Here is an 18,006-nt window from a genome sequence, read left to right on the forward strand (position 1 = left end):
GATAGACGGGAAATCTCAACCCGTTCCTCAACGCTGAAATGTCGATATCGCTGTCCCATCGCAACACCCTAGGAAGGTGTTGCACTTCGTTTGAGAACTCAGGGGGTCCAGTTTGAACGGCACTCTGGATTCCCGCCTTCGCGGGAATGACGGACAACTTTTTCACCCTCCCCCCTGAGGGGAGGGTCGGGAGGCTGAGCGTCAGCCAGCCGACCGGGGTGGGGGTATCCAGCGAACCGTCACCCCACCCCGCTCCCGTCATGCTGACGCAAGCCGCTCGCGTCCCTCCCCTTCGAGGGGAGGGTAGAAACACCACCACCCCTGCCAGCCCAGCCCCTCCCCTGCAGGGAGAGGGAAGTATGTGGGCGGATTCTTTCCTTCTCCCTCCAGGGAGAAGGTGGTCCGAAGGACCGGATGAGGGGTCTTTGACACAAAAAAAGCCGGCCCCTTTTGGAGCCGGCTTTTCCGTCAGGCGGGGAGGGATACCCCTATTCCGCGGCGTCGTCTTCGGCCGGGGCTTCCTCGACCAGTTCGGTCTCGATCACGAGAAGGACTTCGTCAGAGACGAAGGGCACGGCATAGCCGAGGCCCCACTCAGACCGCATCAGCGTCGCGGTGGCGGTGAAGCCGAGCTTGGAGCGTCCGTCCTGGGTCGCGTCGGACTTGTTCAGCGTCACGTCGAGCGTCACCGGATGGGTCACGCCGAGCAGGGTCAGGTCGCCGGTCATCGTGCCGGTCTGGCCGTCCTCGGTCTCGAACGCCGTCGCCACGAAGCGCGCGGTCGGGAATTCGGCGGTGTTGAACAGGTCGGAGGAATTCAGGTGCGCGATGAAGCGGTCATGATGCGCGCCGACCCAGAAGCCGTCATCGATGAGCGAGAAGGTGATGTCGACGACGCTGTTGGACGGGGTTTCGAGATCGAGGTCGAGCGTGCCGTCATACTGGGTGAACTGCATCGACTGGCGCGAATAGCCCGCATGATCCCAGCTCGCGCGGATCTCGGTGTGGCTGCGGTCGAAATCGTAGGTCACGGGGGCGGCGGCGGCAGCCGGCGCGATCATCGCGGCGGCCGAAAGGGCAATGGCGAAACGCTTCATGACGGCAAGTCTCCTCCAGCTTCGGATGGCGCGGCGGCCTCCGTTCCGCTGCAGGAGATAGGAAGCCGCGCCGGGATGTCAGCCCGCCGCGGCGAAAATCGCTTATGCCCTGTGGGAAATAATCAACACCGGGGCGCCCTATCGCTGCCCGCCCGGCACCCATTTCACGTCCGCCCTTCCCTCGTCATTGGCAATGCGGGCGAGCACGAAGAGCAGGTCGCTGGCGCGGTTGAGATAGCGGATCGCTTCCGGGTTCACAGTCTCGCCCGACTCGGCCAGCGCGACGGTGCGCCGTTCCGCCCGGCGCATCACCGTGCGCGCCACATGCAGCCGCGCGGCAGCCTCGCTGCCGCCGGGCAGGATGAAGGAATCCAGCGGGTCGAGCTTGGCGTTGAAGCGGTCGATATCGGCCTCGAGCGCGGACACCTGGTCCGCCGTGGCGCGCAGCGGCTCCCACTCCAGCTTCTCCCCCCGGTCGGGCACGCAGAGGTCGGCCCCGACGTCGAACAAGTCGTTCTGCACCCGCATCAGGACGGCGTCGATCGTGCTGCCGACGGGCAGGGCGGCGCGCGCCAGGCCGATCGCGGAATTGGCCTCGTCGACCGTGCCATAGGCCTCGACGCGGGCATCGGTCTTCGACGTTTCTGTCATGTCGCCGAGCCGGGTTTTCCCGCCATCGCCGGTGCGTGTGTAGATTTTCGTTAGCCGGACCATGGGATCGGACGGGCCTCCTTCCCGCTTACACCGCGAAACTGGATCAGGTAGTCTGGTGAAACAAGCCCGCATGCCGGAGACCGCCCATGATCGCCCTTGCCGCCGCCCTTCTGCTTCAGGCCGCCGAACCCGCCGCCGATGCCCAGCGCCTTGTCGATCAGGGCTCGCCCGGCGCGGTCGTGATGGTCGTCGATCACGGCGAGCCGTTGATTTCGGTCGCCGGGGTCCGGGCGGAAGGCTCGGACGCGCAAATCGAGCTGACCGATCTCTGGCATCTGGGATCGAACACCAAGGCGATGACGGCGGTGCTGGTCGCGCGCCTGGTGGAACAGGGCGTGGTCGAGTGGGACGATACGGTCGCGGAGTGGCTCGGCGACCGCGTCGAGACGATCCGCCCCGACTACGCGGACGCCACCTTCGCCGACCTGATGCATCACCGCTCCGGCATCATCGCCAATCCCGGCCCGATCACCTCGCTGCAGCTGATGGGCACCGACGCAGGCCGCGACGTGATGGCTGACCGGCTGCGCTATGCCGCTGCCGTGCTGGACCATGACCCGGGCGCGGCGCCGGGCGAGTTTCTCTACTCCAATGCCGGCTACACCGTGGCCGGGACGATGCTGGAGGCCGCGACCGGCGAAAGCTGGGAGACGCTGCTCGTGCGCGAAGTCTTCACCCCGCTCGGCATCGAGCATGCCGGTTTCGGCCCGCCGGGATCGACCCGGCAGGTGGACCAGCCGCGCGGCCATTCCACCAGCCTCTTCGGCGGCCTGAATGACGTGCCGCCCACTGCTCGCGCCGACAACCCGCCCGCCATGGGCCCGGCCGGGCGTGTCCACATGGCGATGCAGGACTACGCACTCTGGCTCGAAGCGGTGATGGCCGGCGCGCGCGGCGAGGGCGACCCGGATTTCCTGTCGCCGGAAAGCTGGAACATCCTGCTGACCCCGCCCGAAGGCGGAAACTACGCCATGGGCTGGGGCGTGACGGATGAGGGTGCGGTGCTGCGCCATGCCGGGTCGAACACGATGTGGTTCGTCCAGGCCGTGCTGTGGCCCGAGGCCGACCGCGCCGCCGTCGCCGGCGTCAATGACGGCCGCCTTGACCGCGTCGCTCCGCGCGTCGGTGAGGTCGTGCAGGGCTACGCGCCGGAGTGAAACTGGAGTTCGGGGTGGGGATAATTCATGGGGTCCCCATGAAAATGGGGACCTGAAGTTCGCGCCTGGCTTCGGATTCCCGCGTTCGCGGGAACCCCGGAGAGAGTGAAGGAACGCTCACCCCACCCCGCTCCCGTCTTGCTCACGCAAGCCGCTCGCGTCCCTCCCCTTCAAGCGGAGGGGCAACTAACCCGAAATCGCGCCGCGGATGATGAAGCCGAGCACCATCAGAGCGATCGCCGCGAACTGCAGCCCGACGCGCCAGCGCATCAGCACGTTCGAACGCCCGGCCGAACCTTCGCCGCCGCGCGTCATGTTGACGAGGCCGGCAATGAGCGTGACCAGCACCAGGAGGAGCGCCACGCCGATCATGATGTTCACGAAGATAAGCATATCGACCTATCTGGACCGCCCGGTCCGTTCGGCAAGCGCCTAGCTGCGCCAGCGCAGCGTGGCCGGCTTCACCGGATTGACGAAGGGCTGGCCCGACTGGCGGTGCGTCCGCCACGCCTGCTTCAGCTTGTAATACCACTTGGCCTGCACGTCGGCGTCGTGGATCAGCATCAGCTTCGGATCGAAGGCGAGACCTTTCTGCTGCGCATTCACCGCGTCGCGGTCCTGGCGCACGAAGGTGGTGATCGCCTTCCTCAGGATTGCGTTCGGAAGGATCTCGAACACCGGATGCTTCCAGTAGACGACGATGGTGATCGTCGTGGAGTCCGCCGTCGTCGGCGTCACCGCCGTGAAGCCGGTGAAGAAGGAATTCCCGACCTTGATGTATTCGGTCCGGAGGCCCGGCAGCTGGAAGCGGATTTCGGTCTCCGGCTTCGCGCCGAGGATCTTGTAGGCGAAGGAGTTCGAGGACGGCCGGTGTGGCAGCATCGAGAAGCCGCGCTCCACGGGGCCGAACTTCTTCGCCTTCTCGTGGACGGACTTCTCCGTGCGCCACCACCACTGCCGGTGAATATAGGGGATGTGCGCCGGGTCCATCAGCCCGATCACGGCGTGATCGACATGGCAGTTGAACACTTCGCGCTCGACCATCTTCACCCGCGCGCCCTCGGGCAGGTCGAGACGCGGCGGGTCGAGGTCCGGCGCCGCTTCGGGGTCGGCCCCGAACCAGATCCAGATCAGGCCCTGGGATTCATGCACCGGATAGGACCGTACCCGGATCTTCGCCAGATCCATCGCCTCGGCCTGGTCGGCGGTCAGCGACGGGATGGCGGCGCAGCTGCCATCCTTGCGGAAGCGCCAGCCGTGATAGGGGCATTCGACCGTGGTCTCGCCGTCCTTCTTCACCATCCGTCCGGTCGACAGGATGATGCCGCGGTGCGGGCAGATATCCCGCATGGCGAAGGCCTCGCCGTCATGCGTGCGGCCGATCAGGACCGGCTCGCCCAGGATCAGCCGGTGCAGCTGCTCGCCCGGCTTCAGCTCGCTGGCGACGGCCCCGAAATACCACAGGTCGCGCAGGAAGCCGTCATCGTCGACGGCCTCGTCGGAAACGCGCGGAGTGGGCTCGCGGCCCTGTGCGGTGTCGAGTGCCATCCCCGCCTTCTACGCTCCCGGCCCCGGCTTCGCAAAGGGCGGAGTTGCCGCAGGCTTCGCGCGCCGCTGCGCCAGCCATACCCCGGTCAGGACGAGGCCCGCGCCGAGGAACTGGATCGCGACCAGCGCCTCGCCGAACATCACCCAGCCGGCGATCGCCGAAACCACGGGCTGCACGAGGATGATGATCGAGGCGACCGGTGCGGGCACGCGCCCGAGGCCGAAGGCAACGCTGCCCTGACCGCCGATCTGCACGCCGAGCGCCAGGCCGATCAGGATAAGCCATTCAAGTCCCGAGGGCGGCATCAGGCTCTCGCCCATGGTGAAGGCGACGATCAGGAGAACAGGCGCCGAGGCGAGGCTGGTCCACAGGATCACCATGCCGGTCGAGGCGAAGGCCCGTGCCCGCCGCACGGCGAGGATATAGCCGGCATACCAGACCGCCGTGATCAGCGAGAGCGCATCGCCGGGCAGGCGTTCCGGCGCGATGGAGATGTTCGCCGCTGATAGCAGCCCGGCCCCGCTGACCGCCACGGCGGCGGCGATCAGGAAGGCGCGGGTCGGCCGCTCGCGGAACAGAAGCCAGCTCGCCAGCACCACGAAGACCGGCTGCAGATTGGCGAGGAAGGTCGCGTTGGCGACCGTCGTGATCCTGATCCCCGAATGCCAGAAGGCAAGATCACCGGCGAACAGAAGACCCGGCAAAGCGAGATAGAGATATTTCCGCCAGCCCGGCGGCGCCGCCTGCGGCCGCGGATTGCGGTCGATCCCGGCCCAGATCAGCCCGGCGGGGATGGCCAGCGCCATGCGCCAGAAGGCCACCGCCGTTGGCTCCATCGCCGACTGCTTCACCAGCGGCGCGGCCATGCCGATGCCGATCGCGCCGATAATCAGCACGATCGTGCCGATGGCGATCTGCCGCGGTGTCAGATGGTCGGTCGAATCCCCCATGGGGCGGAGCCTAATCCCGGAAACCGAGCTGCGTCAGCACGTCTTTCCGCGTCATCCCGCGCTCGCGCATCGCCTTCAGCGTCGCCGACTTGTCGCGCTTGGCGAAGCGCTTGCCGTCCGGCCCGGCGATCAGGCCGTGATGCCGCCACACTGGGACCGGCAGGCCGAGGAGGTGGATCAGCAGGCGGTGCAGGTGCGTGGCGTGATAGAGGTCCTGCCCCCGGATCACATGCGTCACGCCCTGCAGCGCGTCATCGTGCACGACGGCCATGTGATAGCTCGTCCCGACATCCTTGCGCGCCAGGATCACATCGCCGAGCAGGTCGGGGCGGATCGGTATCGTTCCGGTCTCGCCATTGGGGCCCTCGCCCTCCTCGGTAAAGCTGAGCCCGCCCCAGTCAGCGCCGAGCCGTTTCCGGCACGCATTCAGCGACAGCCGCCACGCATAGGGATCGCCGGCGTCCAGCCGGGCGGCTTCCTCGATCGGGTCCATTTCCTCGTCCGGCCCGGCATAGATCACGCCCTCCGGGCCTTCGCCGGGATGGTGCGGCGCGCGCTCGATCTCCTCCATGATCTCCCTGCGGGTCTTGAAGCAGCGATAGACGAGCCCGTCCGCGCGCAGCCGGTCCAGCGCCGCGGCGTATTCCGGGAAATGGTCGCTCTGCCGGCGCACGTCGCCGTCATGGGTGATGCCCAGCCAGTCGAGGTCCTCGAGGATTGCCGTTTCTAATTCCGGCTTGCAGCGCGTCCGGTCGATATCCTCGATCCGCAGCAGAAAACGACCGCCCTCCTCCCGTGCCGCGCGCCATGCCGTCATCGCCGAGAAGGCATGACCCAGATGCAGATGGCCGGTCGGGGAGGGCGCGAAACGCGTGACGAATTTCATGCCACTGCATCGCGCGCCCGGGCCGGGGCTTCAAGTGCCGTCCTGCGTGATTATAGTCCGCCGACCCATGACTGTGGAGCAGACGCGACATGATGCTGATCGACGGACCCCGCCAGCCGCCCGCTTCCGGCGGCCGCCCGAAAAAGCTGGTGATCTTCCTTCACGGCTATGGCGCGAATGGCGAGGATCTGATCGGTCTCGCTGCGCCGTGGGCGCGCGAACTGCCCGATGCGCAATTCGTCTCGCCCAACGCCCCCGAACCCGTGCCCGGCGCACCCGGCGGCTATCAGTGGTTTCCCCTGACCCGGCTCGACCCGTCCGAGACCGATCGCGGCACAAGGCGCGCCGCCCCGGTGCTGCAATCCTTCATCGAGGGCGAGATGAAGCGCTACGGCCTCGGCCCGTCCGATGTCGCCCTCGTCGGCTTCTCGCAAGGCACGATGATGGCGCTTCATGTCGGCCTGCGCCAGCAACAGCCTTTCGCCGGCATACTCGGCTTCTCCGGCGCACTCGCGGGGCGCGAGGGGCTGAAGGGCGAGATCGCCTCGAAACCGCCGGTCATGCTGATCCATGGCGACCAGGATCAGGTCCTTCCGCTCGGCTTCATGTTCGACGCCTGCGAGGGTCTGGTCGAGGCCGGACACGGCGCGCAATGGCATATCTCGCCGGGCATTCCGCACGGAATCGGACCCGACGGGATGGAGCTGGGCGCCCACTTCCTGCGCAAGGTGTTGTCCGGACGCTACGGTCAGACCGCAATATCTGGGGTCTGACAGCACTTGTCATAGGCGCGTCACGCGAACGGGACTATATCTTCCGCCATGGATCGGACGGCCGGGTATGGCGATGCCGTATCTTCAGCCCGGCCCGAACCCTCGGGAGGCGCGTTTTCAGTACGCTCTCAAGACCTGACCGGTGTCTGACCGGTGCGGCCGATGACGGAGGCCGCGATGCAAGTGCTCGATAAGGCACCGCAGGGCTGGCCCTGTCTCGTCCTGAACGCGGACTATCAGCCGCTGTCCTACTGGCCGCTTTCGACCTGGCCATGGCAGGAGGCGGTGAAGAACGTCTTCCTCGACCGGGTGGACGTGGTGTCCAGCTACAATGAATGCGTCCACAGCCCGTCCCTGACCATGCAGGTGCCGTCGGTCGTGGCGCTGCGCGAATACGTCGCGCAGAACCGCTTCCCGGCCTTCACCCGCTATAATGTCTGGCTGCGCGACGGCTTCCGATGCGTCTATTGCGGTGCCGACGATGTTCACAATCTGACCTTTGACCATGTCATCCCGCGCTCGCGCGGCGGCAACACGTCATGGGAAAATATCGTCGCGGCCTGTGCGCCCTGCAATCTGAAGAAGGGCAACCGCACCCCGTCCGAGGTCGGCATGGTTGCAGCGCACCTGCCGATGCGCCCGACCATGCATCAGCTCCAGTCCCAGGGCCGGCGCTTCCCGCCGAAATACCTGCATCAGAGCTGGCTCGACTTCCTCTACTGGGACGTCGAACTCACGTCCTGACCGCCCCCGCCGGCGGGGCCGAGGCCGCGCGACGGGCCGGCAGCGCGCCGAACACCAGCCCGCAGAAAAGTCCGATGAGCGCGCTCGCGCCGAACACGGACGGTTCGAAATCGATCGGCCAGTTCCACGCCCGCGACGCCGCGACGCCGATCACGAGCGCGAGCACGCCGCCCAGCGCCCCGCCGAGCACGCCCAGCACGGCGTTCTCGGTCAGGAACTGAAGAACGATGTCGGATTTCGACGCGCCGAGCGTTCGCCTGAGCGCCACCTCTCTTCGGCGTTCGGATGCGGCCGCCGCGACGGCCGAGCCATAGCCGATCAGCCCCGAAATCAGACCCACACCGGCGATCACGAAGAGCAGGCGCGCAACCAGTTCGCGCTGCTGGCGCAGGCTGCGCACCGAAGCCGTCGGATCGGCATAGAGAAAGGGCGAGGCCTGTGAAAACGGCACGCCGTAGCGCCGCCGCAATGTGCGGTCCGCCCACATCTGGGCCCGGTCCAGATGACGCCCGTCATTCAGCACCAGCGTGATCTGCGACGCCTCGTCCGGCGCCATCACCGTGTTGTAGGTGAAATAGCGCGCCGACGCGCCGAACGTGGTCAGGATCGCGCCGGAATAGCGTTCGGCGATCCGGTTCTGCGGCTCGCCCAGCACACCGATCACTTCACACGACACGCCATTGATCCGCAGCGTCCGGCCCAACGCCGTGTCGTCGGGAAAGAACCGCCGCGCCGCCTGATCGCCCAGGACACAGATGCGCCGCGCCGTGCTGGCCTCGTCGTCGCTGATATGCCGGCCGACGGCGAGCGGCGCGCTCGCTTCGCGCCGGAAGTCTCCATAGACGCCGTAGATCTCGGTCTGGCCGTGCACCGTGCGGGTATCGACCTCCGCACCGAACAGGATGCGCCACGCAGCCGCGCTCTCCACGCCCGGCACCGACCGGCGCAACCGTTCGATATCCGACAGGCGCGGCGATCCGACCCGGTCGACGATGAAGAAATTCTCGCGGATCACCAGCGAGCGGCCATAGGCCCCGAAGGACATCTGTTCGATGCGACGCTCGAACCCGCCCAGAACGCCGGCCACCAGCGCCACGGTCGCGACCGATATGGCGAGTGCGATCAGCGTGGCGGACGTGCGCGCGGGGCGGCTGGCCAGCCCCCAGATCGCCTCGCGGAAGATGTCGGCCACCTTCATGTCGGCGCGCCCGCTTCGGTGATCCGGCCATGGCGCATCTCGTAGATCCGGTCGGCCAGCGGTACCAGGTCCCGGTCGTGCGTTGCCAGGATGACCGCGGCGCCGCGCTCCTTCATCTCGCTGATCCGTCGCGCCACGTCCTGCGCGGTCGCCGCGTCAAGGGCTGCGGTCGGTTCGTCACAGATCAGGATGTCGGGATTGCACACGATGGCGCGGGCAAGGCCGGCGCGCTGCCGCTCGCCGCCGGACAATTCTCCGGGCGCATGATGCATCCGGTCGGCCAGGCCGACGGCTTCGAGCGCGGCCTGAGCGCGGTTTTCCCGCTCCCGGCGCGGCACGCCGCGATAGATCAGCGGCAGGGCGGTGTTGTCGAGGATCGGCTTGCGGTCGATCAGGCCGGCATCCTGAAACAGGAAGCCGAGATGAGTGCGCCGTAGCCTCGCGCGTTCGTCCTCACCGGCCCGCGTGACGTCAATGCCATTGAGGAACACCGCGCCGTCATCGGCGGGATCAAGCAGGCCGATAATGGCAAGCAGGGTCGATTTGCCGGAACCGGACGGCCCCATGATCAGCACCAGTTCGCCGCCCTGCGCCTCGAAGTCCGCAGCATCGAGCGCCACAACATCGCCGCCACCGCTGCGCCGGTACCGGCGGCTGACGCCCGTGGCCTTCAGCCGTGCGGGCCGATCACCGCGTGTCATCAACAGGGCCGACTATGATCAGATCGCCTTCCTCCACCTCGCCATCGGCGATCTCGAAGAAATCCAGATCCTGAATGCCGACGCTGATCTCGCGCATCGCGGGGGACCCCGATTCGAGCACGAAAACCCGGGCCCGGTCGCGCGCGATCAACAATCCGACCTCGATGCTCGCGAGAAAGGTGCGGCGCATTTCCGGCGAGTCGAAGCGCGACAGCGATCCGCGTTCCTCCGCCATGCGCAGGGCTTCCTCCGGCAAGTCCGGCGCGTAGTCGTCGGGAATGAAATACAGGCTCTCGATCGGCGCGCGCAGCACGCTGCGCGCGTCGCTGTGCACGAACTCGACCGATGCCGTCATCCCGGGAAGCAGCCGTTCGCCCGGATCCATCGCGCGGATCTCGACCGGGTAGCTGACCAGCCGCCCGGTACGGATCGGCGCGCGCCGGATCGGGCCGCTTTCACCCTCGAAATACTCGTCGGGATAGGCATCGACCGTGAACCGGACGCGCATGCCTTCCTCGATCCGGCCGACGTCGTTTTCGGCGACCCGCGCCTCGATCACGACCTCGGTGAGGTTGGCGGCGATCACGAACAGCGTCGGCGCGGTCTGCACCGAATTGACCACCTGCCCGGCCTCGACCCGCCGCTCCAGCACGAAACCGTCGATCGGCGCGCGGATCTCCGTGCGGCCAAGGGCGAACTGGGCGTCCTCGACCCGCGCCTGCGCCAGCGCCATGCCAGCCTGGGCCCGGGCGAGATCGGCGCGCGCCGTCCGCACGGCAAATTCACGGTCCTGCAAGGACGAGGTGGAACCGGCCCCGCGGCCGGTCAGCGTGCGTATCCGCTCCAGCTGGGCATTCTGTGAATCGTATTCGGCAGACGCCGCATCGCGGTCCGCCGTGGCCATGGCGAGCTGGGCTTCCGCCTGGCGCAGCGCCGCCTCGAACGGGGCCGGGTCAATCCTCGCCAGAAGCTGGCCGGCCTCGACGGGTGCGTCGAAGTCGACGAGGATTTCGGCCACCGTTCCGCTGACTTCAGCGCCCACCTCGACCGCTGCAGCCGCCTGGATTTCGCCCACGGCCGGGACGATGTCGACGATGTCGCCGCGGCTGACCGGGTAGACGCGGTAGCTGCCGCGCTCGATGATCTGGGAGTCGCCGCCCGGGGCATCGATCGGCCCGGACTCTCCGGAGCAACCGGTCGCCAGAGCGACAAGAAGACAACAGGCGGCCAGTCGTTTCATCATACCTGAGGGCTCTGCCCCACTGTCGCGGGAATGCGTCTGCACCTTCTGGTTATGACCCTATTCGACGTCAGCGTCACCTGCCTCGTCGGGAAGGCTCACACGGGTCGCGCGGATCAGGTATTCGCCGGTATCGGTCTGCAGCGGCCAGCCATAGCGGGTCGACAGCGCGATCGTCCGGGACGTGGTCACCGTCATGTCGGCCTCCGGCCGGCGGCCCGGCATGTAGGACCGCGAATCGGAGACCAGCCGGTAGAAGCGAACCGGCTCCTCGACCCCGCCGACATCCACCGTGCCGCAGCCTTCGAAGGTGATGATGAGGGGGCCGCGAATGGTCCGCGTGCGATTGCCCATCGCCGAGGTCTCGGCGCGTTCGGTTGTCGCCGTCTCGCCGGGCTGCAGCCCGGTCAGCAATTCCAGTGGATCGTCGGAATAGCCATAGCGGCGCTGCCCTTCATCGCCGTCGGAAGGTCCGGATTCCAGCATGAACAGGGCCGCGACCGATCTCTGGTCGCGCGGCGGGAACAGACGTTCGCCCGCCATGTCGAAGGAGGAGATGCTCTGACGGATCCAGTCCGTCTCGGCGCCATCGCTTTCCCCGATCCGGTTTAGCGTCGTGATGCTCAGCGCGCGGCCTTCGTCATTGACCGTCTCGTACAGGATTTCCGTGCCGGCAGGCGGGGGCAAGTAGGAATCGAGAGCGGCACAGGCCGGGTCTCCGTCCTGTGCCGCCCACGCCAAAGAAGCCCCCAGAAGCGCTGAGCCAAGGCTCGCGATTTCGAAAAAGAGCATTCGGTGAACTCCAGAAGGTCTAGAACGTCAGTTCTGCAACCTTCGGATTAATCGTCAATGCACGCGACAATGCAACCGACCTGGCAGCCGTCGAGGCAGGCGTTGAGCTCGCCCTCGTCGTCGCCATAAGCGTTGTTGCAATAGAAATTGCAGATGCCACCGCATGTCTGACAGTTGGCATAGACAGCTGTGCTCAGCATCAGCGCGCCGACCACACCCACAGCGATCCGATACAGTTTCATAGTCAGTCCCCTACTTTAACGCGAACGCCCGCAACGCTGCGGGATAGGCGAAACTAGCGGGGGGCGTTAACCAAAGTAAACAAAAAATTAACGCGGGACTGCAATTCTGCGTAAGGGTTCAGACCTGCTTGCAAATTGCGATTGCCGTCCGGCAACCGGTCTTGATGGCGGCGGAAAGCACGGGATAGCCAACCGCGTCGCGCGCGCCTTCATGCAGGGCGGTATCCCGGTGTGCGATTTCTTCCTCGCGGAATTGCGCGAACTGCGCCGCCAGACCGGTTTCGCCCATGGTTTCAAGCGCTTCGACCTGGCCGGCATAGTGGCGCTCGATCACATCCTCGACCGCTTCCGTGCAGGCGTGGGCCGCCTTTTCACCCATCAGGGCCGTGCCGATTCCGAGCGCGCGTCCGGCGATCTGCCACAGCGGCATCATCAGCGTCGGGCGTGATTCGCGCGCCGCGATCAGCGCGTCGAACGCATCGAGATGGTGCTGCTCGTCGGCTTCCATCTGCTTCAGCTGGGCGGCGACCCGTCCCTTCGAGGGGATCCGGTCGAACACCGCGCGCTGGCCCTGATAGATCGTCACCGCGCCATATTCCCCGGCATGGTCGACCCGGACCATGGCCTTCACCGCCTCGCGGCTCGAACGCGAACCGGGCAGGGGCGGTCGCTTCGCGCGGCTCATGCGCGCCTCCAGGCAATGAGGCCACTCAGCAGCGCCAGCCCGGCGGACATCAGTGCATTATACCCGGCCATCGAGATACCGAAGAGCGTCCACGCCGCCTCGTCGCACAGGACGATCGGATCGCCGCCGCCGCTGAGCAGGGCGTTGAGATCGGACATCGAAACCTCGGTACTGCCGGTATTGGTGCAGGTGGCGGGACCCTCCCACCAGCCATACTCGATCCCGGCATGCCAGCCCGCGAACCCGGCCGACCAGGCGAAGATGCCGCCGACCAGCAGGCAGGCGATCCATCCGAACCGGCGTGTGCCCGGGGCGAAATGCATCACCACGCCGGTGACGAGGCCCGCGCCGATCACCGCCTGGTGGATGTGGCGTTGATCGTAGCACAGCGCGCACGGCGCATAGTGCAGCACATACTGGAAGAAATACGCGCCGCCCAGAATCAGCGCGGAGGCGAGCGCGGCAAACAGAGGCCAGCGATGGGCGGCAGGAAACATCATGAGTGGAACGATAGGCGAGCCGCGCCGGTGTGCAAGCCGGTTGGGCTGCGGCGGTCAGCCGCCCCCGCTCACGAAAGCGCGAGCCCACTCGATGATGGTGTAGATCAATGCCGGTCCGCCGATGACGAGCATCGAAATCCACGCCGTCCCGAGCACGAGGCCCAGCAGGATCAATATGCCGTCCCGCGTGATCAGACCCAGAGACGCGACGACGATCGCGACGCCCGGCGTCGAGTTGGTCAGCGGTAGCGGAACGAGGATGGACGCGCAGAACAGGCAGAAGAAGCCGCCCGTGATCCGCTCGCCCACCGGGCCGGACAAGACGAGCAGGCGCGGCCGGGCCAGCGCCTCGAGCCAGCCGAACCAGCGGCGGCCGGACTTCGCCATGCGCTCAAGGCCGGACTTGCCGATCCGGCGCGCGGCGAATTTCTCCGGCAGCCAGGGTTCACCGAGCCCCGCCACCATCTGACCGGCCAGCACGATCATCGGCAGGGCGACGATCTGTGGGACCACGTAGAGAAACGGGATGCAGACAGGCAGGGCGAGGGCAAACAGGACGACGCCGAAGGCCCGCTCGCTGAGCGCTTCGATGAAATCGTCGAGCGTGATTCCGTCATCCGGCGCGTCACGCGCAATCTCTTCCAGCCGGGCGATCAGACCGGTGGCGCTTTCGCCCGGATCGGGGGAGGGAGTCGGCTCGCTCATGGCGCGAAGCTAGGCGAGCCGGGCTGCGGCGTCGAGCGCGCTTGCTTGTTGATTTGCCGCGCGACCGGAGGCAAGTTCCGCCCGCTTCACGGCAATGGCCCCCGTGGCGGAACTGGTAGACGCGACGGACTCAAAATCCGTTTCCTTCGGGAGTGTCCGTTCGAGTCGGACCGGGGGCACCACTCTTTTTCTGTTCTCCCTCGCTCCGCTCGGTCGATCCTCGCTGAAGCTGCGGGCGCGCAGTCGCGCTTGCGGACCCTGAGGGTCCGGAATGCCGAATTCCACAACGAAAGCTTTGGCGCTACGCCCCCACCGGGCGGCTGCCGCCGATATTCAGCAGCTTCTTCACCAGCCCCGTGACCAGAGTGGCCACGGTCGCGACGGCAACATCGATCGCGATGCGTCCGCCGATCCCGTCCAGCAGGCCGGGTTCGTCGGCGAAGTCGCCGGCGCGTTCCGCCATCGCCATCGACACGGTTTCCGGCTGGCCCGTGACCATGACGGTCAGGCGTTCCTGCATCGCGATGTTGAAGGCGAGCACGTCCTGCAGGACCGGGTGCAGCGACAGGTCGAACAGGCCGGCCAGCTGCGCCGCCAGCGAGGACAGCATCGACCAGGTGACCAGCGCCAGCGGAATGGCGATCACCCAGGAGGTGACGGTGCGCCGCGCGGGATAGAAGATCATCGCCAGCGCCGCGAAAACCATCACGCCGTATCCGGCTTCCGCGGCCCACGGCACGGACTGGCCGAGGAAGAATCCGCCGAACACCCCGACAATGCCGAGTGCGGCGAGGAACACGTAGAGCCTGAGCATGGCCGTACACCCTTTTTTCGCGCTTTGAGGCGAGCTTATCAGAGACGGTTAACGGCGCGAAGATGAAACCGGGCTGAACGGCGGCGCGCCGGTCTGGCACGGGTGTGTAACATTGCGAAGTGAACCGTGTTCACTTGCTGCGGTTTGCCTTTCTTGACCGGGGGAGTCGCCCCCTTATCGTCGCATCGCGGTCTGCCGGAGGCCGGTATCGGGGAGTTGTCGAAGCATGGGTCTGTTCAGCTATCTCGGACGCGAATTCTTCTATCTGAAGGAACTTCTGCGCGTCACGCGCGAGGTGGGCTGGATCAAGCCGGATTCCGAGACTCTGACCCCGGACCATCTCGAGGACATCGTCGACCGGCACAGCGGCCTGCCCGTCTTCATCACCGAGACCGGCGATATCAGCTATGCCGAATACGACGCCTATGCGAACCGCGTGGCGCACTGGGCACTGGGCCAGGGGCTGAAACCCGGCGACACGGTCGCGCTCTTCCTGACCAATCGCTGGGAATACATTGCCCTGTGGTACGGCCTGTCCAAGGTCGGCGTCGTCTCCGCGCTCGTGAACTACCAGCTGCGCGGCGCGTCGCTGGCGCACTGCCTGTCGATTTCCGGCGCCAGCACCGTCATTCTCGAGGACGAGCTGAAGGACGCTTTCGACAGCGCCTGTGACGAGATCGGGTGCGAGATGGCGCCCTGGTATCTCGATCGCACAGCCGCCCCCGAAGGGGCGGGCGATTTCGACGAGGCCATCGCCGGCCAGCCCGCCGATCGGCCTTCACGGGAACACCGCGCGCATCTGCGGGCGCGCGATGCCTGCCTCAAGATGTACACGTCGGGCACGACGGGCATGCCCAAGGCCGCCCCGCTCGCCCACACGCGGGTGATGTACTACCTCAACATCTTCTCCGCCGGCTGCAATGCCGGTCCCGGCGACCGCATGTTCATGGTGCTGCCGCTCTACCATTCCACCGGCGGTCTGTGCGGCGTCGGCTGCGCCATCTCGCGCGGCGGCGCGCTGATCGTGCGCAAGAAATTCTCCGCCTCGCTGTTCTGGGACGAGGTGCAGCGCTATCGCGCCACGCTGTTCATGTATGTCGGCGAACTCTGCCGCTTCTTGCTGTCGACGCCGCCCAATCCGGCCGAGGACGATCACGACATCCGCTGCATCATCGGCAATGGTCTCAGGCCCGACATCTGGGTCGAGTTCCAGAAGCGCTTCGCGATTCCGCGCATCATGGAATTCTACGGCGCGACCGAGGGCAATGTCGGCCTGGTCAATCTCGACTCCAGGCCCGGTGCCATCGGCCGGATCCCGCCTTGGCTGGAATGGCGCTTCAATGTCGCGCTGGCCGCCTTCGACTACGAGACGGAACAGCCGGTGCGCGGGCCCGACGGCTTCTGCCGCAAGGCCGAACCGGGTGAGGTCGGCGAGGCGATCGGGCGGATCGATCCGAACGACACCCGCTTCCGCTTCGAGGGCTATCAGAACAAGGAAGAGACCGCGAAGAAAATCCTCCGCGACGTCTTCGAAACCGGCGATGCCTGGTTCCGCACCGGCGACCTGATGAAGCGCGACAAGGCGGGCTATTTCTATTTCGTCGACCGGGTGGGCGACACCTTCCGCTGGCGCTCGGAAAACGTCTCGACCAACGAGGTCGCCGAAGCGATCGGCCGCTTCCCGGGGGTTCAGCAGGCCAATGTCTATGGCGTCGAGGTGCAGGGATATCCCGGCCGCGCCGGCATGGCGGCGCTGGTCGTGGCGCCGGACTTCGATCTGGCCGGCCTGCGCGCGCATATCCACGAGGCGCTTCCGGCCTATGCCCGCCCGGTCTTCATCCGGCTGCAGCAAGAGACCGACACCACCGGCACGTTCAAGTTCCGCAAGGTCGACCTCGTGAAACAGGGCTATGATCCGAAGACGGTGAAGGATCCGCTCTGGTTCGACGACGACGAGAAGGGCTATATTGCCCTGAAACCGGCCCTGTTCACCGCGATCAACGACGGAACGAAACGCCTTTGACGACGATCACGCCGCAATCGGTCCTGACATTCTGGTTCGACGAAATCCCGCGCGAGCGCTGGTTTGTCTCCGACGCGAAGTTCGATGCGAAAATCCGCCGGCGGTTTGCAAAAGCGATCGAAGCCGAGGGGCGGCGCGGCGATCCGGACGGCCATCCCTGGGAAGACACGGCCGACGGCGCGCTCGCCCTGATCATCCTGTTCGACCAGCTGACGCGGAACACCTGGCGCGGTTCGGGCAAGGCGTTCGACTTCGATCATCTCGCCCATGCCGCCGCCTTCCGACTGGTCGACAGCGGGCTCGACTGGACGATTCAGCCGGAGCGCCGCTCCTTCGTCTACATGCCCTTCATGCATTCCGAGGACATCGAGGACCAGAATCTCTGCGTCGCCCTGTGCGCCGAGCGCCTGCCCGACGGCGACAACACGGTCGAGCACGCGAAGAAGCATCGCGAAGTGATCGAACGCTTCGGCCGCTTCCCCTATCGCAATGCCGCGCTCGGGCGGACCTCGACGCCGGAAGAGATCGCCTATCTCGAAGGGGGCGGCTACGCACCCGGCGCGAAACGCCCGGCAAAATCCTCCGACACGGCAGGATCGTCACGCACACCGGTCTCGGAACACTCGTCCAACGACAATTAAATCAATCACTTAAGCTCTTGTTGTGCTGGCCCGCCGCTTGCTCCTCTCCGGATCGAACCGCTTCCGGAGAGTATCACCCCCATGCCCGTTTCTTCCCGCATCACCGCCGACGACATGCGCCAGATCGCCTTCACCCTTGTCGACCGGCACGGTCCCCGCGCCATCGGCTATGCTGACGAGGCCGTCGGCGAAATGGAAGCGATCGGCGATGACGGCCGCGCCGACGCCTGGCGCGCCTTGCGCTCGGTGATGGAGGACGCGCTTGCTGGCCGCCTCGACCGCGCGGGCGAGATCACGGTGCATTAGACATTCTCAATGAACGCTCCTCCCTCCACTTGCTCGAGAGGAGGGTGCCTTTGCTGTTTCGCCAACGGCCTTTCCTTTTCCCTTCTCCCCTTTTTGAAGGGGAGAAGGTGCCCGAAGGGCGGATGAGGGGTTCTGCTCCGAAGTCGCGGTGTGCGGCTGTCCCCCTCACCCGGCGCTTCGCGCCACCCTTGTAACTCTGTCCTGCCTGCCTGTGGCATGATGCCGTGTGCGGCGGCGGATGGAAGACCGATCCACCCTGGGGCTTGCAAGCCCGTGGGAGAGCCAGGGT

Annotated in this window: 21 protein-coding genes and 1 tRNA gene; 7 read left to right on the plus strand and 15 right to left on the minus strand. The window is 66.3% G+C overall.

The window, feature by feature from the left end; all coding sequences use genetic code 11:
* Positions 1-488 precede the first annotated feature (488 nt).
* Both ACFOOR_RS06855 and ACFOOR_RS06860 read right to left on the minus strand, forming a co-directional pair.
* A complete protein-coding gene (locus ACFOOR_RS06855) occupies positions 489-1,097 on the minus strand; it encodes a YceI family protein (protein WP_343165754.1) in 609 nt (202 codons plus the stop codon).
* Between the two features lie 138 nt (positions 1,098-1,235).
* Positions 1,236-1,811 (minus strand): cob(I)yrinic acid a,c-diamide adenosyltransferase, encoded by a 576-nt coding sequence (locus ACFOOR_RS06860; protein ID WP_343165755.1) that lies wholly within the window; start codon positions 1,809-1,811, stop codon positions 1,236-1,238.
* A gap of 86 nt (positions 1,812-1,897) precedes the next feature.
* On the opposite strand from ACFOOR_RS06860, the gene ACFOOR_RS06865 reads away from it, so the two are divergent.
* Entirely contained in the window at positions 1,898-2,968 is a 1,071-nt protein-coding gene (locus ACFOOR_RS06865) for a serine hydrolase domain-containing protein (RefSeq protein ID WP_343165756.1), read from the plus strand.
* Between the two features lie 186 nt (positions 2,969-3,154).
* Here ACFOOR_RS06865 and ACFOOR_RS06870 read toward each other — a convergent pair whose 3' ends face one another.
* From ACFOOR_RS06870 to gluQRS, 4 genes are read right to left on the minus strand one after another with little or no spacing between them, the layout of a single operon-like run.
* Complete coding sequence (locus ACFOOR_RS06870) at positions 3,155-3,361, minus strand: twin transmembrane helix small protein (protein ID WP_343165757.1); 207 nt, start codon at positions 3,359-3,361, stop codon at positions 3,155-3,157.
* Positions 3,362-3,400: 39 nt separating this feature from the next.
* Positions 3,401-4,516: an aromatic ring-hydroxylating oxygenase subunit alpha gene (locus ACFOOR_RS06875; RefSeq protein WP_343165758.1), complete on the minus strand. Its 1,116-nt coding sequence runs from the start codon at positions 4,514-4,516 to the stop codon at positions 3,401-3,403.
* Between the two features lie 9 nt (positions 4,517-4,525).
* The gene (locus tag ACFOOR_RS06880) at positions 4,526-5,467 is read right to left on the minus strand and encodes a DMT family transporter (protein ID WP_343165759.1); all 942 of its coding nucleotides are present in this window, start codon (positions 5,465-5,467) and stop codon (positions 4,526-4,528) included.
* Positions 5,468-5,477: 10 nt separating this feature from the next.
* On the minus strand, positions 5,478-6,353 hold the full coding sequence (gluQRS, locus tag ACFOOR_RS06885; RefSeq protein WP_343165760.1) for a tRNA glutamyl-Q(34) synthetase GluQRS: 876 nt from the start codon (positions 6,351-6,353) through the stop codon (positions 5,478-5,480).
* Between the two features lie 89 nt (positions 6,354-6,442).
* Here gluQRS and ACFOOR_RS06890 point away from each other — a divergent pair, with 89 nt between their 5' ends.
* Both ACFOOR_RS06890 and ACFOOR_RS06895 read left to right on the plus strand, forming a co-directional pair.
* On the plus strand, positions 6,443-7,126 hold the full coding sequence (locus ACFOOR_RS06890; protein WP_343165761.1) for an alpha/beta hydrolase: 684 nt from the start codon (positions 6,443-6,445) through the stop codon (positions 7,124-7,126).
* Between the two features lie 177 nt (positions 7,127-7,303).
* Complete coding sequence (locus ACFOOR_RS06895; RefSeq protein ID WP_343165762.1) at positions 7,304-7,870, plus strand: HNH endonuclease; 567 nt, start codon at positions 7,304-7,306, stop codon at positions 7,868-7,870.
* On the opposite strand, the gene ACFOOR_RS06900 is transcribed toward ACFOOR_RS06895, so the two are convergent.
* From ACFOOR_RS06900 to ACFOOR_RS06935, 8 genes are all read right to left on the minus strand, one after another.
* Positions 7,860-9,068, minus strand: a complete 1,209-nt coding sequence (locus ACFOOR_RS06900) for an ABC transporter permease (protein ID WP_343165763.1) — start codon at positions 9,066-9,068, stop codon at positions 7,860-7,862. The genes ACFOOR_RS06895 and ACFOOR_RS06900 overlap by 11 nt on opposite strands.
* Positions 9,065-9,769: an ABC transporter ATP-binding protein gene (locus ACFOOR_RS06905; protein ID WP_343165764.1), complete on the minus strand. Its 705-nt coding sequence runs from the start codon at positions 9,767-9,769 to the stop codon at positions 9,065-9,067. The genes ACFOOR_RS06900 and ACFOOR_RS06905 overlap by 4 nt, the downstream gene beginning before the upstream one ends.
* Positions 9,756-11,012: an efflux RND transporter periplasmic adaptor subunit gene (locus ACFOOR_RS06910; RefSeq protein WP_343165765.1), complete on the minus strand. Its 1,257-nt coding sequence runs from the start codon at positions 11,010-11,012 to the stop codon at positions 9,756-9,758. Before ACFOOR_RS06910 ends, ACFOOR_RS06905 begins: the two co-directional genes overlap by 14 nt.
* 57 nt (positions 11,013-11,069) lie before the next feature.
* Positions 11,070-11,801 carry a hypothetical protein gene (locus ACFOOR_RS06915; RefSeq protein WP_343165766.1) on the minus strand — a complete coding sequence of 244 codons (732 nt, stop codon included), beginning with the start codon at positions 11,799-11,801 and terminating at the stop codon, positions 11,070-11,072.
* A 47-nt stretch (positions 11,802-11,848) separates the two neighbouring features.
* Complete coding sequence (locus ACFOOR_RS06920) at positions 11,849-12,043, minus strand: hypothetical protein (RefSeq protein WP_343165767.1); 195 nt, start codon at positions 12,041-12,043, stop codon at positions 11,849-11,851.
* Positions 12,044-12,161: 118 nt separating this feature from the next.
* The gene (locus ACFOOR_RS06925) at positions 12,162-12,728 is read right to left on the minus strand and encodes a demethoxyubiquinone hydroxylase family protein (protein ID WP_343165768.1); all 567 of its coding nucleotides are present in this window, start codon (positions 12,726-12,728) and stop codon (positions 12,162-12,164) included.
* The gene (locus ACFOOR_RS06930) at positions 12,725-13,228 is read right to left on the minus strand and encodes a disulfide bond formation protein B (protein WP_343165769.1); all 504 of its coding nucleotides are present in this window, start codon (positions 13,226-13,228) and stop codon (positions 12,725-12,727) included. The genes ACFOOR_RS06925 and ACFOOR_RS06930 overlap by 4 nt, the downstream gene beginning before the upstream one ends.
* Positions 13,229-13,282: 54 nt before the next feature.
* Positions 13,283-13,933 carry an exopolysaccharide biosynthesis protein gene (locus ACFOOR_RS06935; RefSeq protein WP_343165770.1) on the minus strand — a complete coding sequence of 217 codons (651 nt, stop codon included), beginning with the start codon at positions 13,931-13,933 and terminating at the stop codon, positions 13,283-13,285.
* 97 nt (positions 13,934-14,030) lie between these two features.
* Here ACFOOR_RS06935 and ACFOOR_RS06940 point away from each other — a divergent pair.
* Positions 14,031-14,115: transfer RNA gene (locus tag ACFOOR_RS06940), tRNA-Leu, on the plus strand.
* A 119-nt stretch (positions 14,116-14,234) separates the two neighbouring features.
* Here the strand turns inward: ACFOOR_RS06940 and ACFOOR_RS06945 are convergent.
* Positions 14,235-14,747, minus strand: coding sequence for a hypothetical protein (locus ACFOOR_RS06945; protein WP_343165771.1), 513 nt, complete (start codon positions 14,745-14,747; stop codon positions 14,235-14,237).
* A gap of 226 nt (positions 14,748-14,973) precedes the next feature.
* Between ACFOOR_RS06945 and ACFOOR_RS06950 the strand changes: the two genes are divergently transcribed.
* The 3 genes from ACFOOR_RS06950 (at position 14,974) to ACFOOR_RS06960 (ending at position 17,717) form a co-directional block, all read left to right on the plus strand.
* Positions 14,974-16,770 (plus strand): long-chain-acyl-CoA synthetase, encoded by a 1,797-nt coding sequence (locus tag ACFOOR_RS06950; protein WP_343165772.1) that lies wholly within the window; start codon positions 14,974-14,976, stop codon positions 16,768-16,770.
* On the plus strand, positions 16,767-17,411 hold the full coding sequence (locus ACFOOR_RS06955) for a DUF924 family protein (protein ID WP_343165773.1): 645 nt from the start codon (positions 16,767-16,769) through the stop codon (positions 17,409-17,411). The genes ACFOOR_RS06950 and ACFOOR_RS06955 overlap by 4 nt, the downstream gene beginning before the upstream one ends.
* An 81-nt stretch (positions 17,412-17,492) precedes the next feature.
* On the plus strand, positions 17,493-17,717 hold the full coding sequence (locus ACFOOR_RS06960; protein WP_343165774.1) for a hypothetical protein: 225 nt from the start codon (positions 17,493-17,495) through the stop codon (positions 17,715-17,717).
* Positions 17,718-18,006 lie beyond the last annotated feature (289 nt).

Source organism: Hyphobacterium vulgare (assembly GCF_042643335.1).
Lineage (GTDB): Bacteria > Pseudomonadota > Alphaproteobacteria > Caulobacterales > Maricaulaceae > Hyphobacterium > Hyphobacterium vulgare.